The sequence below is a fragment of the Achromobacter sp. MUI-25009338 genome, assembly GCF_057359325.1.
The window spans coordinates 5674963-5693162 of the sequence record NZ_CM170627.1; the positions used below are offsets into that span (position 1 = coordinate 5674963).

The window sequence follows — 18200 nt, forward strand, 5'->3', positions numbered from 1 at the left end:
AGCGCCTATCGCAGACCGGCTGCGTAGTCCGAGACCGCCTTGATATCGGCATCCGACATGCGATCGGCAATGGCGAACATGATGTCGTTCTTGCGATCGCCGCTGCGGAACAGCTTCAGCTGCGCTTCGATATACATCGGGAACTGGCCCGACAGACGGGGGTATTGGGCGGGCATGCCCGCGCCATTGGCAGAATGGCACGCCGCGCACGCCGGAACGTTGCGTTCGGGCAAACCGCCGCGCCAGATTCTTTGACCCAGATCAACCAGGTTCTCATGACCGGCGGTGGCCGGCTCCTTGAGCGGCTGCTGCGCCAGGTAGAGCGCGATGTTCTGCATGTCGGCCGGCGTCAGGTTCTGCGCCATGGCCGTCATCGGGGTGGGATTGCCCTCGGGGCCGTTGCGCGTGGGCACCTTGGCGCCGGACTTGACCTGGAAGTCGGCCAGTTGCTTGGCGAGGTATTCGTGCGGCTGCGCGGCCAGGTTGGGGTTCGCCGGGATGGTGCTGTTGCCGGCCGCGCCATGACAGGACGCGCAGGAAATGATGCCTCTGGCGGCGTCCCCCTGCTCGAACAGCTGCCCGCCCTTGGCGGCATCTGGTTTGGCCGGGCCCGCAGCGCCTTCGGCGGCGAAACTCGTAGTAGATAAGGCGGAGGCGCCGAGCAACAGCCCGCTCGCAACCAACATCCGGGACAGCACACGCTTCATGAAGACCTCGACGAATCGCATCGATCAAGGCGCAAAAAGGCGCCCACGCCTACCCGCACACCCGGATATACCGTATCGAGCCAAAAAAGACGGCTCCGCGCACGGGGACCACTGTTGCAAACGCCGGATTATACAATAGGGCTTGAAACCAACCGCATCCGAAGCCATCCGTGTCCCTCCTACATCGCGCCTCCTTCTTCACTTCCGCGGCTCGCCTCGACCAGCTGCCGGCCGCCGGCGCCCCCGAGGTCTGCTTCGTCGGCCGCTCCAACGCCGGCAAGTCCACGGCCATCAACGTGCTGTGCAACCAGCGCCGTCTCGCGTTCTCCAGCAAGACGCCGGGCCGCACGCGCCTGATCAATATGTTCGGCCTGCCCGACCCGCTGGACCCCGAAGGCCAGATCGGCTTTCTCGTCGACCTGCCCGGCTACGGCTATGCGTCGGTGGCCCGCGACGAAAAGGAAAAATGGGCGGACATCCTGGGCGGCTATCTGCGCGACCGCGAATCGCTGGTCGGCATCGTGCTGCTGATCGACATCCGCCGCGGCGTCACCGAACTGGACCGGCGCCTGGCCAATTTCATCGCCCCCACCGGCCGGCCGGTGCTGGCGCTGCTGACCAAGGCCGACAAGCTGCCCTACGGCCAGCGCATGCGCACCGTGTTCGCGGTGCGCAAGGATCTGGCCGATATCGGCGCCCTGCACACCGTTCCCTTCTCGGCGCCCGAGCGCATCGGGCTGGAAGAGGCCGGCGCGCACATCGAAAACTGGATTTCACCGAAGGTCGTACCATGAACCCGCAGATCATCTCCCCCGAATTCCCGGTCTCCCGTCCGCGCCGCCTGCGCCGCGACGATTTCACGCGCCGCCTGGTCCGCGAGAACGCGCTGACGGTCAACGATCTGATCTATCCCGTGTTCGTGGCCGAAGGCTCGGGCCTGCAGCAGGCGGTGCCTTCGCTGCCCGGTGTGGTCCGCTATTCGCTGGACACGCTGCTGCCGGTGGCCGAGGAATGCGTGGCGCTGGGCATTCCCGTGCTGGCGCTGTTTCCCGCCATCGAGCCCTCGCTCAAGACGCCCGACGGCATCGAAGCCATCAATCCCGACGGCCTGATCCCGACCGTGGTGCGCGAGCTCAAGCGCCGCTTCCCCGAGCTGGGCGTGCTGTGCGACGTGGCGCTGGACCCGTACACCAGCCACGGCCAGGACGGGGTCATCGACGAAAACGGCTACGTGCTGAACGAGCCTACCGTCGAGATCCTGGTCAAGCAGGCGCTGGCCCAGGCCGACGCCGGCGTCGACATGGTCGCCCCCAGCGACATGATGGACGGCCGCATCGGCGCCGTGCGCCGCGCGCTCGAAGCCAACGGCCACATCCACACGCAGATCATGGCCTACTCGGCCAAGTACGCCAGCGCCTTCTACGGCCCGTTCCGCGACGCGGTGGGCTCGGCCAGCAACCTGGGCAAGTCCAACAAAATGGCCTACCAGATGGACCCGGGCAACCTGGACGAAGCGCTGCGCGAAGTGGCCGCCGACCTGCAGGAAGGCGCCGACATGGTCATGGTCAAGCCCGGCATGCCCTACCTGGACGTGCTGCGCCGCGTGAAGGACGCCTTCCGGGTGCCGACCTTCGCCTATCAGGTCAGCGGCGAATACGCCATGATCAAGGCCGCCTCGGCCAACGGCTGGCTCGACCACGACAAGGTCATGATGGAAGCGCTGCTGGCGTTCAAGCGCGCCGGCGCCGACGGCATCCTCACCTACTTCGCGATCGAAGCCGCGCGCCTGCTCAACAACGCGCGCTGACGCGCCGCAGGCCCAGCCAGGTTCCGCCCAGCACGCAGGCCAGCCCGGCCACGTGCGTGGGCGTGACGGCCTCGTCCAGGAACAGCGCCGCGAACAGCAGCCCGAAGATCGGCAGCCAGTTCACGAACAGCGCCGCGCGGCTGATGCCCAGCCGCGCGATGCCGGCGTTCCACACGATGTTGCTGACCCCCGAGGCGATGACCGCCGAGTACAGCAGCACCACCCACGGCCACCACGACATCAGCCACATCCCCGCGTCATAGGAGGCCGGCGTCAGCAGCGCATGCGCGACCAGCATGAGGCCGCCGGCGAGGTACATGTACCAGAGCATGCCCAGCGGGTCCATCATGCGCGACATGCGCTGGATCACCAGCCCGCCGCAGACGAAGACCAGCACCGCCACGAACACGATGGCGTCGCCCCAGCCGGTCAGCCCGAAGCGCCCGCCGCTGCCGGCCACCACCATGCCCACGCCCAGCAGCCCCAGCAGCGCGCCGGCGATGCGCGACGGCGTCAGCCGCTCGCGGTAGAACAGCGCGGCCAGCAGCGCCGACAGCAGCGGGCTGGTGGCCATGATGAGCGTGCCGTTGGCCGCCGAGGACAGGCGCAGCCCCGAGACCAGCGCCACCTGGTGCGCGTACACCACCAGGAATCCGGCCAGCGCGACCCAGACCAGTTCGGCGCGGCCCAGCCTGGGAATGCGGCCGCGGCGCGCCTTGATGATGAAGGTGACGGCGGCGAAGGCGATCACGATGCGCACGGCCGCCAGCGCCTGCACGTCCATGTGCTGCGTCAGGTATTTGATGGAGACGATGTTCAGGCCCCACGTGGCCATGACGAACATCAATTGAAGATAGATAAGACCGGTGCGGTCCTGGCTTGCATCAACTGTAGGGGACGTCACGGCGCCGGCCTGAAGGGGATGAGGGCGCCGCCCACGCGGCGCAGCGGACATGGTATCGCGCCCGGCGCGCGGACTCAATGCGCGCCGAGATAGGCCGCGCGCACGCCGGGGTCGCGCAGCAGCTCGGCGCCGCTGCCGCTCAACGTGATGCGCCCGGTTTCCAGCACATAGGCGCGGTCGGCCACGCCCAGCGCCTGGTTGGCCATCTGTTCGACCAGCACGATGGTCAGGCCGTCGTCGCGCAGCTTGCGGATGGCGGCGAAGATGTCCTGCACGATCAGCGGCGCCAGCCCCAGCGAGGGTTCGTCCAGGCACAGCAGGCGGGGCTCGCTCATCAGCGCGCGCGCCATCGCCAGCATCTGCTGCTCGCCGCCGGACAGCGTGCCGGCGAGCTGGTCGCGGCGTTCGCGCAGGCGCGGGAACAGCCGGTAGCCGCGCTCCACGCCCTCGGCCACCGCGGCCGGATCGCGGCGCCGCAGGTAGGCGCCCAGCGCCAGGTTGTCGTAGACCGTCTGGTCGGCGAACACGCCCCGCCCTTCCGGCGACAGCGCCAGGCCCAGGCCGACGCGCCGATGCGCCGGCACCGGCGTGATGTCGCGCCCGTCGAACGTGACCCGGCCGCCCTGCAGCGGCTCCAGCCCGGCCACGCCCTTGAGCAGCGTGCTCTTGCCCGCGCCGTTGGCGCCGATGATGGTCACGATCTCGCCGGCGCGTATCTCCAGCGATACGTCGCGCACGGCCTGGATGGCGCCATACGAAATCTGCACGGATTCTAGTTTCAGCATCGTCTTGCGGCCTGTCGATGAATGTGAGTCCGGGCTCAGGCCATGCCGGTCCCGAGGTAAGCCTCGATCACGCGCTTGTCGGCCTGCACCTGCGCCGGCACGCCTTCGGCGATCTTGATGCCGTAGTCCAGCACGATCACGTGGTCCGATATCGCCATCACCAGGTCCATGTGGTGCTCGACCATCAGCAGGGTGATGCCGCAGGAGGCGCCGACGCGCAGCAGCAGTTCGCCCAGTTCCGCCGTCTCCTGGGGATTCAGGCCCGCGGCCGGTTCGTCCAGCAGCAGCAGCGCCGGCTCGGTGGCCAGCGCGCGCGCCAGCTCCACGCGCCGCTGCAGGCCGTAAGGCAGGCTGCCCGCGGGCGTGTCGGCCAGATGCGCCAGGCCCACCATGCGCACCAGCCGCCCGGCGTGCTCGCGCGCGCGGCGCTCTTCGGCGCGCGCCCCGGGCAGGCCCAGCAGCGACGCCCAGAAACCGTTCTTCATGCGGCTGTGGCGGCCCAGCAGCACGTTGTCCAGCACCGACAGTTCGCCGAACAGGCGCAGGTTCTGGAAGCTGCGGCCGATGCCCAGCGCGCAGATGGCGTGCGGGCGCTCGCCGGCGATGTCGGCGCCGCGAAAGCGCACCACGCCCGCGTCGGGCTGCACCACGCCGCTGAGCATGTTGATGAGGGTGCTCTTGCCCGCGCCGTTGGGGCCGATCAGCGCATGCACGTGGCCGCGGCGCAGGCAGAAGGAAATATCCTGCGCCGGCTTCACGCCGCCATAGGCCTTGCACAGGTTCTCGACCACCAGCAGCAGCTCGTCCTGGCCCCCGGCGGGCGTGCGCTGCGCGGGCGCCGGCTCTCCCTCCTGCCGCGGCTGCGCGTCCGCCACGCGCCGCGCGCGCGGCGCGAACAGCCCCATGACGCCGCCGGGCATGAAGTACAGCGCGAACAGCAGCAGCGCGCCGTAGAAGAAATGCTGCACCGACGGCCAGCGCGCCAGCAGCGCGTCGATCACGGTCAGCGCGATCGCGCCGACCGCCGGCCCGGCCTTCGAGCCTGCGCCGCCGAACAGCACCAGCAGCAGGATGAAGATGGACAGGTTGAAGGTGATGAAGTCGGAATTGATGTACTGGTTCTGCTGGGCCACCAGCGCCCCCGCGATGCCGCAGGTCACGGCCGCCACCACGAAGGCGATGACCTTGGCGCGGTACACCCTGACCCCGACCGAGGACGAGGCGATCTCGTCGGCCTGCACCGAAAGCAGCGCGCGCCCGAAGCGTCCGTCCAGCACGTTGCGCAGCAGCAGCTGCGTAACCACGCACAGCGCCAGCGCGAACCACACCCATTGCTGGTTGGTGAACGCCTCGCCGCCCCAGGTCAGCGGCATGATGCCGAACAGGCCCGACGGTCCGCCGAACACGTCGACCCACTCGGTGACGATCTTCTCCACCACGATGCCGAACGCCAGCGTCACCATGGCCAGGTATGGGCCTTTCACGCGCAGCGACGGCAGCGCGATCAGCACGCCGAAGACGCCGGCCACCACGGGCGCGGCCGCCAGCGCCAGCCACGGATCGAGCTGCCAGCGCGAGGTCAGCAGCGCGGCCGTGTAGGCGCCCGCGGCGAACAGGCCCGCCTGGCCCAGCGACTTCTGGCCGGCATAGCCCACCAGCACGTTCACGCCGGCCGCGCACAGGTAGTACACGCAGGCCATGAAGACGATGCGCAGGTAGTAATCGTTGTCCACCAGCGCGGCGAACGCCGCCAGCGCCGCCGCCAGCGCCACCGCGATCAGGGTTTGGCCGTGCCGCTTCATACCTTCTCCACCAGCCGCTTGCCGAACAGGCCGGTGGGCCTGACCGCGAGCACCAGGATCACCAGCGCGAACACCGCGACCTCGCGCCACTGCGACTGCCACAGGTTCACGTACGACTCCAGGATGCCCAGCACGAAACCGCCCAGCACGCAGCCGCGCGGGTTGGACAGCCCCCCTATCATGGCGCCGGAAAACCCCTTCAGGCCGATGGCCAGGCCCATGAAGATCGACGCCGACGTGATGGGCGCGACCAGGAAACCCGCCAGCCCGGCCAGCGCCGAACTGGCGAAGAAGGCGCCGGTCATGATCGCGTTGACGTTGATGCCCATCAGGTTGGCCACCGCCGGGTTCGCCGCCACCGCCCGCATCGCCTTGCCCAGCACGGTGCGGTTCATGACGCGGTCGAACAGCAGCATGACGATGACGGCCACCGCCAGCAGCAGCAGTTCCTGGCTGCGCACGCCGGCGCCGAACACGCGGATCACCTCGTCGCCGAACGGCGCGGGCACGGTGACCGGCGCCGGCCCCCAGACCGCGAAGGCCGCGCTCTGCAGCAGGATGCCGAAGCCCAGCGTGCTCATGACCCAGGCCATTCCCGGGCGCGCGGCGAACGGCTTGACGCCGAACACGTACAGCAGCATGCCCAGCAGCCCCATCGCCGCCACCGCGGCCAGCCCGGCCAGCAGGTACTGCCAGCCGCTCAGGTCCAGCCCGGTGAACGCCGCCGTGGTGGCCGGCTTGCCGGCCAGCAGGAACAGCGCGCCCACGCCCACGAACGCGCCCACCGACACGAACTCTCCATGCCCGAAATTCAGCGTGCGGGTCGTGGTGTAGGTGATGCTGAAACCCAGCGCCACCAGCGCATACGCGCCTCCCACGGCCAGCCCGCTGACGAGCGCCTGCAGCAATGTCGCCAACATGAGGGCCTCGCAGCTACTTCGCGGCCATCGCCGTCACGTCGTCGGCATACGGCACCAGCTTGCCGTCCTGCCAGTGCGCCCACTTGTAGTCGCCCACCAGCAGCGCGTCGTGCACGGTGGCCGAGAACGGCTTCTCGTAGGTCTTCATGGCGCCCTCGTAAGTGCCCTGCAGGTTCTCCAGCGCCAGGCGCACCTTGTCGCCGTCGGTCGTGCCGGCCTGCTTGATCGCCATGGCGAGCAGGTTCATGCCGTCGTAGGCATGCGCCAGGAAGCCGAAGGCGGTGGGCGAAGTCATCTTGGCCGAAACCCGGTCATACAGCTTCTGCTGCGCGGGCGTGCGGTTGTCGGTGATGGTGCGCAGGAAGAAGGGCTTTTCCGACAGCGTCTTGCCGGCCGTGTCGTAGAACGCGATGTTGTCGGCCGCCCAGGACGTCAGCGTCAGCGGGAACCAGTTGATCTTCTCCATGCTGCGGAACACGTGCGCGATTGGCGTGCTCTGCGCCCAGATCACCACGGTGTCCACGCCCGCGGCCTTGAGCTTGTTGAGCTGCGAAGTCATGTCGGTGTCGGCCACGCCGAACTTCTCCACCGCCGCCGCCTTGATGCCCTGCGCCGCGCCGACCGCCTCCAGGTCCTTGAGCGCGCTCTGGCCATAGCCGGTGGTCTCGATCATGAAGCCCACGTTCTTGACCTTGGGATTCTTCTTCAGGTAGCCGATCACGCCCTCGACCTGCTCGCGGTCCACCATGCCGACGCGGAACATGTAGTTGTCGGCGCCCTCGCGCACCGGCTTGGTGATGTCGGTGCCCGACCCGATGGCGCCCATGACCGGAATCTTCTTCTGGTTCGGAATGTGCTTCCAGGCCAGCGCATTGCCCGAGTTGGTGGGGCCGACGATCGCCGCCACTTTCTCGTTGTCGATCAGGTCGGTCATGTTCTGGATCGACTTGGGCGGCTGCGACAGGTCGTCGCGCACCACCAGCACCACCTTGCGCCCCAGCAGGCCGCCGGCCGCGTTGATGTCGTCGATGGCGGTGCGCAGCCCCAGCACCGCGGCCTGCCCGCTCTGCGCCGAGGGCGAGGCCGACAGGTCGCCGTTGAAGCCGATCTTGATGTCCTGGGCCTGGGCCTGCGCGCCGATGGCCAGCGCGCACATCATGGCCGCCTTGGACAAGGTGGAGAAAATGCCTGTTGCCTTCATCGTTGTCTCCTGTGTTTTTTTCGGATGTGCCGCACTTCGATGATGCTTGTTCCCGTCCCCGCTATACCGCCAGATAGCCTCCGTCCACCGGCAGGGACACGCCCGTCACGTACTGCGCCATCGGCGAGGCCAGGAACACGACGGGACCGACCAGGTCCTCGGGCTGGCCCAGCCGTCCCAGCGGTATGCGCTGCATGAAGCCGGCCAGGCGGGCGGGATCGTCGCGCGTGTACTGCGTCATCGGCGTCTCGATGACGCCGGGCGCGATGGCGTTGACGCGGATGCCGTCGGGCGCGAGATCGCGCGCCATCGCCTGCGTCATCATCTTCACGCCGCCCTTGGACGGCGAGTACCCCAGCGTCGCGCCCACGCCGGCGAACGACGCGATCGAGCCGACATTGATGATGACGCCGCGGGTCGCGCGCAGCGCTTCCAGGAAGGCGTGGATCATGTTGAAGCTGCCGTTCAGGTTCACGTCCAGCACGCGCCGCCAGTTCTCGGCCGCGCGCGGGCTGTCCATGCCCTCGCGGATCAGGATGCCGGCGTTGTTGACCAGCACGTCGATCGGGCCCGCTTCGCGCCGGACCCGCGCCGCAACGGCCGCGCAGGCTTCCAGGTCCGTCACGTCCAGCGCATGGCTCCAGGCCTGGCCGCCGGCGGCGGCGATGTCCTCGGCCGTCTGCGCGGCGCTGTCGGCCCGCAGGTCGGTCGCCACCACGCGCGCGCCCGCGGCCGCCAGGCCCAGCGCCAATGCGCGTCCGTTGCCCTGCCCCGCTCCGGTGACCAGCGCGAGCCTGCCTTGCAGCAGGCCTGCTGGCGCGGCGCTCGCCGAACCGCCTTGCCGCGCCGCGCTCATGCCGTGGCCTGCGCAGGTGTGGCCGCCGCGGCCTTGGCGGCGGCGGCGATGCTCTGTCCGGCGATGTAGCCGAAGGTCAGGGCCGGCCCCAGCGTGATGCCCGCGCCGGGATAATTGCCGCCCATGATGCTGCAAGCGTCGTTGCCCACCGCGTACAGGCCGGCGATGACCTCGCCCTGCGCGTTCAGCGCGCGGCCCTCGCCGTCGACCTTCAGGCCGGCGAAGGTTCCGATGTCGCCGATCATGACCTTGATCGCGTAGAACGGCGCTTTCACTAGCGGCGCCACGCAGGGATTGGGGCCGTGCAGCGCATCGCCCTGGTAGCGGTTGTAGGCCATGCTGCCCTTGCCGAATTCGGGATCGCGCCCCAGCGCGGCCTCGCGGTTGAAGGCCTCGACCGTCTGGCGCAGGCTGCCGGCGTCGATGCCGGTCTTCTGCGCCAGTTCAGCCACCGTCGCGGCCCGCGTCAGGTAGCCGGTTTCCAGATAGCGCTTGATGGGCAGCGGAAACGGCGCGACGCTGCCCAGGCCGTACTTGCGCAGCGTCCGGTGGTCGCAGATCAGCCAGGCGCAGATCTCGTCCTGTCCCTGGCAGGCGCGTACCATCTGCTGCACGAAGTCATGGTACGAGCTGCCCTCGTTGACGAAGCGCCTGCCCTGGCGCGTCACGGCGATGACGCCCGGCTTGGCGCGGTCGATGAAATGCGGCATGTAGCCGGGGCTGCCGTCCTTGCGCGTGACCACGGACACCGGCACCCAGGCGGCGGCGTTGGGCAGCGCCGTGTTGACGCAGGCGCCCGCGCTCTCGGCCAGGCGCAGGCCGTCTCCGGTATTGCCGGCGGGCGACGGCGAATAATGCTCCGTGCCCGTGGGCGCATGCGCGTACAGCCGCTTGCGCCGCTCGATGTCGTACGGAAAGCCGCCGGCGGCCAGCACCACCGCGCGCGCGGCGCGCACCTGCACCGTGGCGCCGTCGCGCTGCACCACCGCGCCGCGCACGGCCCCGTCTTCGATGATGAGCGAGCGGGCCGGGGCGCGCAGCCACAGCGCAATGCCCAGCTTGAACGCGCTGGCGGCCAGCCGGCCCGCGAGCGCGTTGCCGTTGGTCAGCGTCATGCCGCGCCCATGTTTGGCCACGTCCAGGAAATGCCTGGTCAGGCGCCTGGCCACGTACCAGGCCGAGGCCGGCGAGCGCGTCGCGCGCATGAAGTGCACGATCTCCTTGCCCGAACCCAGCATCATGCCGAACACGGTCAGCTCGGGCAGCGCCGGCGCCAGGTCGCGGACGTGGGCGCCTAGCCTGCGGCCGTCGTAGGGCCGCGCCACCATCGAGCGGCCGCCCTGTTTGCCGCCCGGCGCTTCGGCGTGATAGTCGGGAAACACCAGCGGCATGTCGAACTGCACCTCGGTCTGCGAGGTGAAGAAGTCCACGGCCCGCGGCCCGTGCTCCAGGAATGCGTCCACGCGCTCGGCGTTGTAGCTGTCGCCGGCCTCGTGGCGCAGGTAGGCGCGCGCTTCGTCGGGGGTTTCGTGCATGCCCTGCGCCTTGGCCAGGGACGTGCCCGGAATCCAGAGCCAGCCGCCCGACCGCGCGGTGGAGCCGCCGAAGCGCGGCTCTTTTTCAACGATAAGGACCTTCAGGCCCGCCGTGGCCGCGGTGATCGCCGCCGACATACCGGACGCGCCCGACCCGACGACCAGCACGTCGCAGTCGTATTGACGAGTATCTTCCACGTTGTCTCCATACCCACTGGGTGGCCTTGTCCCGCCCTCGGGGCCGGGATGGCTTTGTTCTTGTAGCGACTGTAGATAAGTGATTTGATACTGTCAATAGGATTCGCTAGTTGCGAAAGTACTAACATAGGCGATCACGTTCGATAAAGAAAAATGACTGCCCACACCACCGCCGGCGCGCGCAGCGCCGCCCAACCCTCCGTCAAATCGCCGCGCAGGCGCGGCATCCAATCCATCGAAGTCGGCGGCAAGCTGCTGCTTGCGCTGCTGGAGCACTCGTCCTCGCTGCCGCTGGGCGCCCTGGCCAAGGCCGCCGGGATGTCGGGCGCCAACGCCCACGCCTACCTGGTGAGCTACGGCAACCTGGGCCTGGTCCGGCAGGACGCCAGCACCGGCGAATACGAGCTGGGCCCGCTGGCGCTGCAGCTCGGGCTGGCCGCGCTGCACCGGCTCGATCCCATCAAGATCGCCGTGCCCATGACGCGCGAGCTCGCCGAAAAAACCGGCCAGACCATCGCCATCGCGGTGCTGGGCAACCTGGGTCCGGTGATCGTGCACCTGCACGAGTCCAACTACCCGATCCACGTCAACATGCGCACCGGCACCGTGATGTCGCTGACCAACACCGCCACCGGCAAGGTGTTCGCGGCGCTGCTGCCGCCCAAGAAGATAGAAAGCCTGCTGCACGAGGACTTCCTGCGCCTGGGCGCGGTGCCGTCGCGGGCCAGGAGCGAGAAGTTCGAGCAGACCTTGAAAGAAGTGCGCCAGCGCGGCGTGGCGCGCGCGGTCGGCGACCCGATACCCGGCATCAACGGGCTGAGCGCGCCGGTGTTCGATTCCAACGGCAACGTGGTGCTCGTCATCACCGCGATCGGCGCGGCCGGGGTGTTCGACGCGCGCTGGAGCAGCCCGCTGGTGGCCGAGATCAGGCAGTGCGCCGACGCCATCTCGGCCGAACTGGGCTGGCAGAACCGCGACGCGCGCGCCTCGCGCCTGGGCTAGGCGCTTAGCGCATCAGCACCTTGTCCAGCGATTCGGTGAAGCGCCTGGCGTCCTGGAAGCCCACGACGCGGGCCTCGGGCAGCTCCTTGCCGCCGGGCTCGAAGAACATGATGCCGGGCGGGCCGAACAAGCGGAAGCGCTTGAGCAAGGCGCGGTCGTCGGCGTTGTTGGCCGTGACGTCGGCCTGCACCAGCACCATGCCGGCCATGCGCTGCGCGACGCCCGGATCGGTGAAGGTGAAGCGCTCCATTTCGCGGCAGGACACGCACCAGTCCGCGTAGAAATCCAGCATGACCGGCTGGCGGCTCTGCGCCAGCACGGCATCCAGTTCGGCGTTGTTGCGCACGCGGGTGAAGCGCACTTCGCCGCCGGCGTTCGCCGTGGCGACGGCCCCGTCGGCGCGCGCCGCCAGGTGCGACAGCGGCTGCAGCACGTCGCGCCCGCCGCTGGCCGCGCCCACCAGCCACGCGGCCGCGGCCAGCGCCAGCAGCAGGCCCACGCCCTTGCCGAACATGCGCGCCGCGCCCGCGCCCGCGGGCAGGGCGTCGAAGGCGCGCAGCATCACGGCGGAAACCGCCGCCAGGAAGGCCCAGCCCGTCATCTGCACCCAGGTGGGCACCACCGGGATCAGCATCCACCACGCGGTCGCCAGCAACAGCATGCCGAACAGCCGTTTCACGCCGTCCATCCACGGACCGGCCTTGGGCAGCAGCGCGCCCGAGGACGCGCCCACGATCAGCAGCGGCACGCCCATGCCCCAGGCCATCGCGAACAGCGCCGATCCGCCCAGCACCACGTCGCCGGTCTGCGAGATATACAGCAGCGCGCCGGCCAGCGGCGCGGCCACGCAGGGCCCGACGATGAGCGCCGACAAGGCGCCCATCAGCAGCGCGCCGGTGTAGCGGCCGCCGGGAATGCGCGAGGCGCGCTCGGACAGCCGCGCCTGGATGCCCGAAGGCATCTGGAAGGTGAACGCGTCGAACATGGCCAGCGCCAGCACCGCCAGCAGGATCGCGAAGAGGCTCAGTATCCACGGAGTCTGCAGCCAGGCCGCCAGGCCCGCGCCGCTCAGGCCCGCCGCCACACCCAGCGCGGTGTACACGACCGACATGCCCAGCACGTAGGTGGCCGCCAGCGCCAGCCCGCGCTTGCGGCTGGGCCTGGCCTGGGCCGAGCCGCCCACCACGATGGAGGACAGGATGGGAATCATGGGCAGCACGCAGGGCGTGAACGCCAGCAGCAGGCCCAGCACCAGGAACACGCCCGCGGTCTTGGCCCAGCCCAGTCCGCCCAGCGCGTCGGCCAGCCCGGTATCGCCGGCGTTGACCAGCGCGCCCAGGCCGCCCGACGCCGCGGACGAAGCGGCGGCCGGCGCGCCCGCCGGCCCGGCCAGCGCATAGCCGCCGGCCACCGGCGTGAGCTTGACGCTGCTGTCCATGGGCGGATAGCACAGGCCCGCGTCGGCGCAGCCCTGGCCGGTCAGGGTCAGCGTGAACGGCTGCCCGCCGGCCGCGATGGGCACGCGGATGACCACGTCTTCATGGAAGACCTCCATGTCCTTCTCGAAGGTCGGGTCGTACTTGACCTCGCCCTTCGGATAGACGGCCTCGCCCAGGGTGGCCGCGCCAATGGGGCTGATGGTGATGCCGAAGCGCTCGCGGTACATGTAGTAGCCGGGCGCGACCCGGTAGCGCATCTCCAGCGTGTCGGGCGCGGCCATGGCGGCGCTGAACACGAAGGCTTTTTCAGGGTCCAGGAACTCGGCCTCGGCGCGCGCCGCAGCCTGCCAGCCCAGCAACAGCAGCGCCGCCGCCAACAGGGCGAGGCAGCGCCCGAAGAAAGCGCGGACCGCGCGAAAGTCGCGCCGGGGCGCGCCGACCATACCGGCATGTTGCAACATCAGTCTCTCTTGTTCGGCGTGACGGCCGTCTGCTCGCGCACCCAGTCCAGATAAGGCGCGGCGCCGCCGATGACCGGCAGCACGATGATTTCGGGCACGTCGTACGGATGCATCTGCGCCAGGGCCTGCACAACGGCCTGGTGGCGCGCATAGGTGGTCTTGATGTGGATGGGGATCTCTTCAGCCCCTTCGACTTCTCCGTTCCACATGTAGATGGACAGGCCCGGCGCGCCAAGGTTCACGCAGGCGGCCAGGCCGTCTTCGACCAGGACGTGCGCGATCCGCTTGGCCAGGAGCAGGTCGGGCGCATTGCTGATGACCAGCACAACGTCGTCATCGCGCAACATGATGTCTCCTTGGAAAGCCCGTATGGGGCGTAACTCAGGGTATTTTATCGGTATTGCGGCCAACGCCCGGCTACCCACGCCCGCCGCGCCGCCATGCAACCCGCTACCACCGAGGCACGCATGTCCGACAACTGTCTGTTCTGCCGCATCGCCCGCCGCGAGATCCCCGCCCACATCGTGCACGAAGACGACCGCGTGCTGGCCTTTCTCGACATCCAGCCGGTGCGCCCCGGGCACACGCTCATCATCCCCAAGCAGCATTACCCCTATTACGAGGACATGCCGGCCGACCTGGCGGGCAACATCCTCAACCTGGGGCAGAAGCTCGGCCGCCACATGAAGCGCCTGTACGGCGTGGACCGCGTGGGCTTCGCCTTCACCGGCATCCACGTCGCGCATGCGCACGCGCACGTCATCCCGATGCACCATCCGCAGGACGTCACGTCCACGCAGTACATCGAACAGCAGGACCTGACCTTTCGAATGCCGCCGCAGGCCGCGCCGGACGCGCTGGCCGCGACCGCCGAGCAGCTGCGCGCCGAACTGCACGCCTCCTGAGGCGGCGCGCAAAAAACAAGGGCGGGTCCGAAGACCCGCCCTTGTCGCTTATCGAGCAGCCGGATTTACTCGGCGCTGTCCTCAGCGGCTTCATCGACTTCCGGACGGTCGACCAGCTCCATGAAAGCCATGGGAGCGTTGTCGCCTTGACGGAAGCCCATCTTCAGCACGCGGGTGTAGCCGCCGTTGCGGGCCGCGTAGCGCGGGCCGATTTCGGCGAACAGCTTCACCACGGCATCGCGGTCGCGCAGACGGGCGAAAGCCAGACGCTTGTTCGCGAGGGTGGGTTCTTTACCCAGCGTGATCAGGGGTTCGATGACGCGGCGCAATTCTTTCGCCTTCGGCAGCGTGGTCTTGATGGCTTCGTGGGTGATCAACGAAACGGCCATGTTGCGGAACATGGCAAGACGGTGACTGCTGGTGCGGTTGAGCTTACGCAAGCCATTACCGTGACGCATGATAAGTTTCCTTTGAATCTAAAGACGGCGTTTCCGCCATCGGGTTGCCGGCTCTTCTATCAACCTGCGATCAGGCTGCGGTCCGGTAGAAAACGGTGCATTTTACGACGGTTTCGCAGACCGGCCGGGATTTCCCCGGCCCGCCTGCAGGGGCCGCCCCTTGCGAGGGCGGACTCCCTTTCAGGACTTAGGGGCGCTCCAGGCCCAGCGGGGGCCAGTTTTCGAGCTTCATGCCCAGCGTCAGGCCGCGTGCGGCCAGCACTTCCTTGATTTCGTTGAGCGACTTGCGGCCCAGGTTCGGGGTCTTGAGCAGCTCGTTCTCGGTGCGCTGGATCAGGTCGCCGATGTAGTAGATGTTTTCGGCCTTCAGGCAGTTGGCCGAACGCACCGTCAGCTCCAGGTCGTCGACCGGGCGCAGCAGCACCGGGTCGATCTGCGGCGTGCCGCGGACCGGGGCTTCGTACGAGTCGCCGGCGCCTTCCAGGGCGGCGAAGACCGAGATCTGGTCCATCAGGATGCGGGCCGACTGGCGCACCGCTTCCTCGGGCGAGATCACGCCGTTGGTTTCGATGTCCAGGACCAGCTTGTCCAGGTCGGTGCGCTGTTCCACACGGGCGCTTTCGACCGCGTAGCTGACGCGGCGGACCGGGCTGAACGAAGCGTCCAGCACGATGCGGCCGATGGTGTGGGTGCGGTCTTCCGACAGCGCGCGCACGTTGCCCGGCACGTAGCCGCGGCCCTTTTCGACCTTGATCTGCATTTCCAGCTTGCCGGCGTCGGTCAGGTTGCAGATGGCGTGGCCGGGGTTGATGATCTCGACGTCGTGCGGCAGCTCGATGTCGCTGGCCAGCACGGTGCCGGCGCCGGTCTTGCGCAGGACCAGGGTGACTTCGTCACGGTTGTGCAGCTTGAAGACCACACCCTTCAGGTTCAGCAGGATGTCGACGACGTCTTCGCGAACGCCCGGGATGGTCGAATATTCGTGCACCACGCCGGTCATCTGCACTTCGGTCGGCGCGTAGCCGGTCATCGAAGACAGCAGGATGCGGCGCAGGGCGTTGCCCAGCGTGTGACCGTAGCCACGCTCGAACGGCTCCATCACGATCTTGGCATGGTGCGTGCCGACCGGTTCGACTTCAATGGAGCGCGGCTTCAGGAAACCTTGAGTGGACATTTACTGTGTTCCTTTTCAATACCCTCGGCTCGTTACACCGATAAGGCTGATGGACAGGGTGAAACGTGAAACAGGGCCGGCGCGAAGCGCGGGCCGATACTTACCGCAAAGCCCGCTCCGCCGAAAAGCGGAAAGCGGGCTGCTGCGGGACTTGCAAACGGGTCGCGGGACCAGTTCGCCGGCGCATTGCGAAGGTAGCGCCGGCAGGCCTGATTAACGCGAGTACAGTTCGACGACCATCGATTCGTTGATGTCGCGAGCGACGTCAGCGCGATCGGGAGCCGACTTGAACGTGCCGGTCATCTTGTTGGCGTCGACTTCGACCCACTGGGGCATGCCGATGCTGGCGGCCAGGTCGAGCGATTCCTTGATGCGGCCTTGCTTCTTGGCCTTTTCGCGGACCGAGACGACGTCACCGGCCTTGACCAGCATCGAGGCGATGTCGGCGGTGTGGCCGTTCAGTTCGATCGCGCGGTGGCTCACCAGCTGGCGAGCTTCGGCGCGGGTCGAGCCGAAGCCCATGCGGTAGACGACGTTGTCCAGGCGCGATTCGAGCAGCTGGATCAGCGTTTCGCCGGTGTTGCCGCGACGACGCTCGGCTTCGGCGAAGTACTTGCGGAATTGCTTTTCCAGCACGCCGTACATGCGCTTGAGCTTTTGCTTTTCGCGCAGCTGCAGGCCGTAGTCGGAAGTGCGGGCGCCCGAAGTGCGGCCGTGTTGGCCAGGCTTGGAATCCAGCTTGCACTTGGAATCCAGCGAGCGACGGGCGCTCTTCAGGAACAGGTCAGTACCCTCGCGGCGCGAGAGCTTGCATTTGGGTCCAGTATAACGTGCCATGTGGATTCCCTTTAGATACGACGACGCTTCGGCGGACGGCAGCCGTTGTGCGGAACGGGCGTGATGTCGGCGATGCTCGAAATCTTGATGCCCAGCGCGTTCAGAGCGCGGACCGACGATTCGCGGCCGGGGCCGGGGCCCTTGATACGCACTTCCAGCGTCTTGATGCCGTACTCCAGCGCGACGCGGCCGGCCGTTTCAGCGGCGACCTGCGCAGCGAACGGGGTCGACTTGCGCGAACCCTTGAAGCCAGCACCGCCCGACGTGGCCCACGACAGCGCGTTGCCCTGACGGTCGGTGATGGTGATGATGGTGTTGTTGAACGAAGCGTGAACGTGCGCGATGCCGTCCGAGACGTTCTTCTTGACCTTTTTGCGCACGCGCGAAGCGCCGCTGGTGGAAGCTTTCGCCATAATCCAGTTCCTCGATTATTTCTTCAGGGACGCAGCAGCACGACGCGGGCCCTTGCGGGTGCGGGCGTTGGTGCGAGTGCGCTGGCCGCGCACGGGCAGGCCGCGCTTGTGGCGCATGCCTCGGTAGGTTCCCAGGTCGATCAAACGCTTGATCGAGAGCTGCACTTCACGACGCAGGTCGCCTTCGACCGTGAACACGCCAACGTGTTCGCGAACGCGTTCCAGTTCAGCGTCGCTCAGATCCTTGACCTTTTTGTCAAACGGGACGTTTGCCGCTTCGCAAATCTTGCGAGCGCGCGTGCGACCGATGCCAAAAATGGCGGTCAGGCCGATCTCGGCGTGCTGATGCGGCGGAATGTTAATGCCAGCAATACGGGCCATGACTGTTCCTTGAATAAATCCGTTGCGTAGTCGCTAACCCGGGTTAGCCTTGACGCTGCTTGTGACGCGGGTCGGTGCAGATAACGCGCACCACGCCGTGACGTTTGATAACTTTGCAGTTGCGGCAGATCCGCTTAACCGATGCCATTACTTTCATGGTTGACTCCTAATTTTCCGTAATCCGGTTCCGCTCACTTGGAGCGGAAAACAATCCTGGCTCGCGTCAGGTCATAGGGCGTGAGCTCCACTGTGACCTTGTCACCCGGCAGGATCCGGATGTAATGCATACGCATCTTGCCGGAAATATGGCCCAACACCACGTGGCCGTTTTCGAGCTTGACGCGAAATGTCGCGTTCGGGAGGTTCTCCAGAACCTCACCTTGCATCTGAATGACGTCGTCCTTGGACATTCTCT

The 18200-nt window shown here is 67.7% G+C and carries 21 protein-coding genes; 4 read left to right on the forward strand and 17 right to left on the reverse strand.

Annotated elements, in window-relative coordinates; translation table 11 throughout:
* Window positions 1-5: 5 nt before the first annotated feature.
* Window positions 6-707, reverse strand: a complete 702-nt coding sequence (locus AC1IQ6_RS26860; RefSeq protein ID WP_102775367.1) for a c-type cytochrome — start codon at window positions 705-707, stop codon at window positions 6-8.
* 170 nt (window positions 708-877) lie between these two features.
* Between AC1IQ6_RS26860 and yihA the strand changes: the two genes are divergently transcribed.
* Both yihA and hemB read left to right on the forward strand, forming a co-directional pair.
* The gene (yihA, locus tag AC1IQ6_RS26865; protein WP_102775053.1) at window positions 878-1501 is read left to right on the forward strand and encodes a ribosome biogenesis GTP-binding protein YihA/YsxC; all 624 of its coding nucleotides are present in this window, start codon (window positions 878-880) and stop codon (window positions 1499-1501) included.
* Window positions 1498-2514, forward strand: coding sequence for a porphobilinogen synthase (hemB, locus tag AC1IQ6_RS26870; RefSeq protein ID WP_485865566.1), 1017 nt, complete (start codon window positions 1498-1500; stop codon window positions 2512-2514). Before yihA ends, hemB begins: the two co-directional genes overlap by 4 nt.
* Here hemB and AC1IQ6_RS26875 read toward each other — a convergent pair.
* The 7 genes from AC1IQ6_RS26875 to AC1IQ6_RS26905 all read right to left on the reverse strand — a co-directional run bounded on the left by AC1IQ6_RS26875 (window position 2498) and on the right by AC1IQ6_RS26905 (window position 10655).
* Entirely contained in the window at window positions 2498-3358 is an 861-nt protein-coding gene (locus tag AC1IQ6_RS26875; protein WP_485866603.1) for a DMT family transporter, read from the reverse strand. The two genes, hemB and AC1IQ6_RS26875, sit on opposite strands and share 17 nt — an antisense overlap.
* Window positions 3359-3492: 134 nt before the next feature.
* Window positions 3493-4203 carry an ABC transporter ATP-binding protein gene (locus tag AC1IQ6_RS26880; RefSeq protein ID WP_102775365.1) on the reverse strand — a complete coding sequence of 237 codons (711 nt, stop codon included), beginning with the start codon at window positions 4201-4203 and terminating at the stop codon, window positions 3493-3495.
* Between the two features lie 35 nt (window positions 4204-4238).
* Complete coding sequence (locus AC1IQ6_RS26885; protein WP_209165911.1) at window positions 4239-6005, reverse strand: branched-chain amino acid ABC transporter ATP-binding protein/permease; 1767 nt, start codon at window positions 6003-6005, stop codon at window positions 4239-4241.
* A complete protein-coding gene (locus AC1IQ6_RS26890) occupies window positions 6002-6925 on the reverse strand; it encodes a branched-chain amino acid ABC transporter permease (protein ID WP_485865567.1) in 924 nt (307 codons plus the stop codon). Before AC1IQ6_RS26890 ends, AC1IQ6_RS26885 begins: the two co-directional genes overlap by 4 nt.
* Window positions 6926-6938: 13 nt before the next feature.
* Window positions 6939-8126, reverse strand: coding sequence for an ABC transporter substrate-binding protein (locus AC1IQ6_RS26895; protein ID WP_485865568.1), 1188 nt, complete (start codon window positions 8124-8126; stop codon window positions 6939-6941).
* A 61-nt stretch (window positions 8127-8187) separates the two neighbouring features.
* Window positions 8188-8982, reverse strand: a complete 795-nt coding sequence (locus AC1IQ6_RS26900) for an SDR family NAD(P)-dependent oxidoreductase (RefSeq protein WP_111826953.1) — start codon at window positions 8980-8982, stop codon at window positions 8188-8190.
* On the reverse strand, window positions 8979-10655 hold the full coding sequence (locus tag AC1IQ6_RS26905) for an FAD-dependent oxidoreductase (RefSeq protein ID WP_479731840.1): 1677 nt from the start codon (window positions 10653-10655) through the stop codon (window positions 8979-8981). The genes AC1IQ6_RS26900 and AC1IQ6_RS26905 overlap by 4 nt, the downstream gene beginning before the upstream one ends.
* Before the next feature lie 213 nt (window positions 10656-10868).
* On the opposite strand from AC1IQ6_RS26905, the gene AC1IQ6_RS26910 reads away from it, so the two are divergent.
* Window positions 10869-11717 carry an IclR family transcriptional regulator gene (locus tag AC1IQ6_RS26910; protein WP_102775047.1) on the forward strand — a complete coding sequence of 283 codons (849 nt, stop codon included), beginning with the start codon at window positions 10869-10871 and terminating at the stop codon, window positions 11715-11717.
* A 4-nt stretch (window positions 11718-11721) separates the two neighbouring features.
* Here the strand turns inward: AC1IQ6_RS26910 and dsbD are convergent, their stop codons facing one another.
* Together dsbD and cutA are read right to left on the reverse strand one after the other, a co-directional pair.
* The gene (gene dsbD, locus AC1IQ6_RS26915) at window positions 11722-13617 is read right to left on the reverse strand and encodes a protein-disulfide reductase DsbD (RefSeq protein WP_111826955.1); all 1896 of its coding nucleotides are present in this window, start codon (window positions 13615-13617) and stop codon (window positions 11722-11724) included.
* A complete protein-coding gene (gene cutA / locus AC1IQ6_RS26920) occupies window positions 13617-13964 on the reverse strand; it encodes a divalent-cation tolerance protein CutA (RefSeq protein ID WP_102775045.1) in 348 nt (115 codons plus the stop codon). The genes dsbD and cutA overlap by 1 nt, the downstream gene beginning before the upstream one ends.
* 120 nt (window positions 13965-14084) lie before the next feature.
* Here cutA and AC1IQ6_RS26925 point away from each other — a divergent pair, with 120 nt between their 5' ends.
* The gene (locus AC1IQ6_RS26925) at window positions 14085-14522 is read left to right on the forward strand and encodes an HIT family protein (RefSeq protein ID WP_102775044.1); all 438 of its coding nucleotides are present in this window, start codon (window positions 14085-14087) and stop codon (window positions 14520-14522) included.
* 65 nt (window positions 14523-14587) lie between these two features.
* Here the strand turns inward: AC1IQ6_RS26925 and rplQ are convergent, their stop codons facing one another.
* The 7 genes from rplQ to infA form a co-directional block, all read right to left on the reverse strand.
* Window positions 14588-14980: a 50S ribosomal protein L17 gene (gene rplQ, locus AC1IQ6_RS26930; protein WP_006389635.1), complete on the reverse strand. Its 393-nt coding sequence runs from the start codon at window positions 14978-14980 to the stop codon at window positions 14588-14590.
* A gap of 187 nt (window positions 14981-15167) precedes the next feature.
* A complete protein-coding gene (locus AC1IQ6_RS26935) occupies window positions 15168-16154 on the reverse strand; it encodes a DNA-directed RNA polymerase subunit alpha (RefSeq protein ID WP_006216514.1) in 987 nt (328 codons plus the stop codon).
* Window positions 16155-16367: 213 nt separating this feature from the next.
* On the reverse strand, window positions 16368-16991 hold the full coding sequence (gene rpsD / locus AC1IQ6_RS26940; protein WP_102775043.1) for a 30S ribosomal protein S4: 624 nt from the start codon (window positions 16989-16991) through the stop codon (window positions 16368-16370).
* An 11-nt stretch (window positions 16992-17002) separates the two neighbouring features.
* Window positions 17003-17404 (reverse strand): 30S ribosomal protein S11, encoded by a 402-nt coding sequence (rpsK, locus tag AC1IQ6_RS26945; RefSeq protein WP_006216516.1) that lies wholly within the window; start codon window positions 17402-17404, stop codon window positions 17003-17005.
* A gap of 15 nt (window positions 17405-17419) precedes the next feature.
* Window positions 17420-17785, reverse strand: a complete 366-nt coding sequence (rpsM, locus tag AC1IQ6_RS26950) for a 30S ribosomal protein S13 (RefSeq protein WP_006389632.1) — start codon at window positions 17783-17785, stop codon at window positions 17420-17422.
* 43 nt (window positions 17786-17828) lie between these two features.
* Entirely contained in the window at window positions 17829-17942 is a 114-nt protein-coding gene (gene rpmJ / locus AC1IQ6_RS26955) for a 50S ribosomal protein L36 (protein ID WP_003806928.1), read from the reverse strand.
* A gap of 34 nt (window positions 17943-17976) precedes the next feature.
* Window positions 17977-18195, reverse strand: coding sequence for a translation initiation factor IF-1 (infA, locus tag AC1IQ6_RS26960; RefSeq protein ID WP_003806927.1), 219 nt, complete (start codon window positions 18193-18195; stop codon window positions 17977-17979).
* Between the last annotated feature and the right edge of the window lie 5 nt (window positions 18196-18200).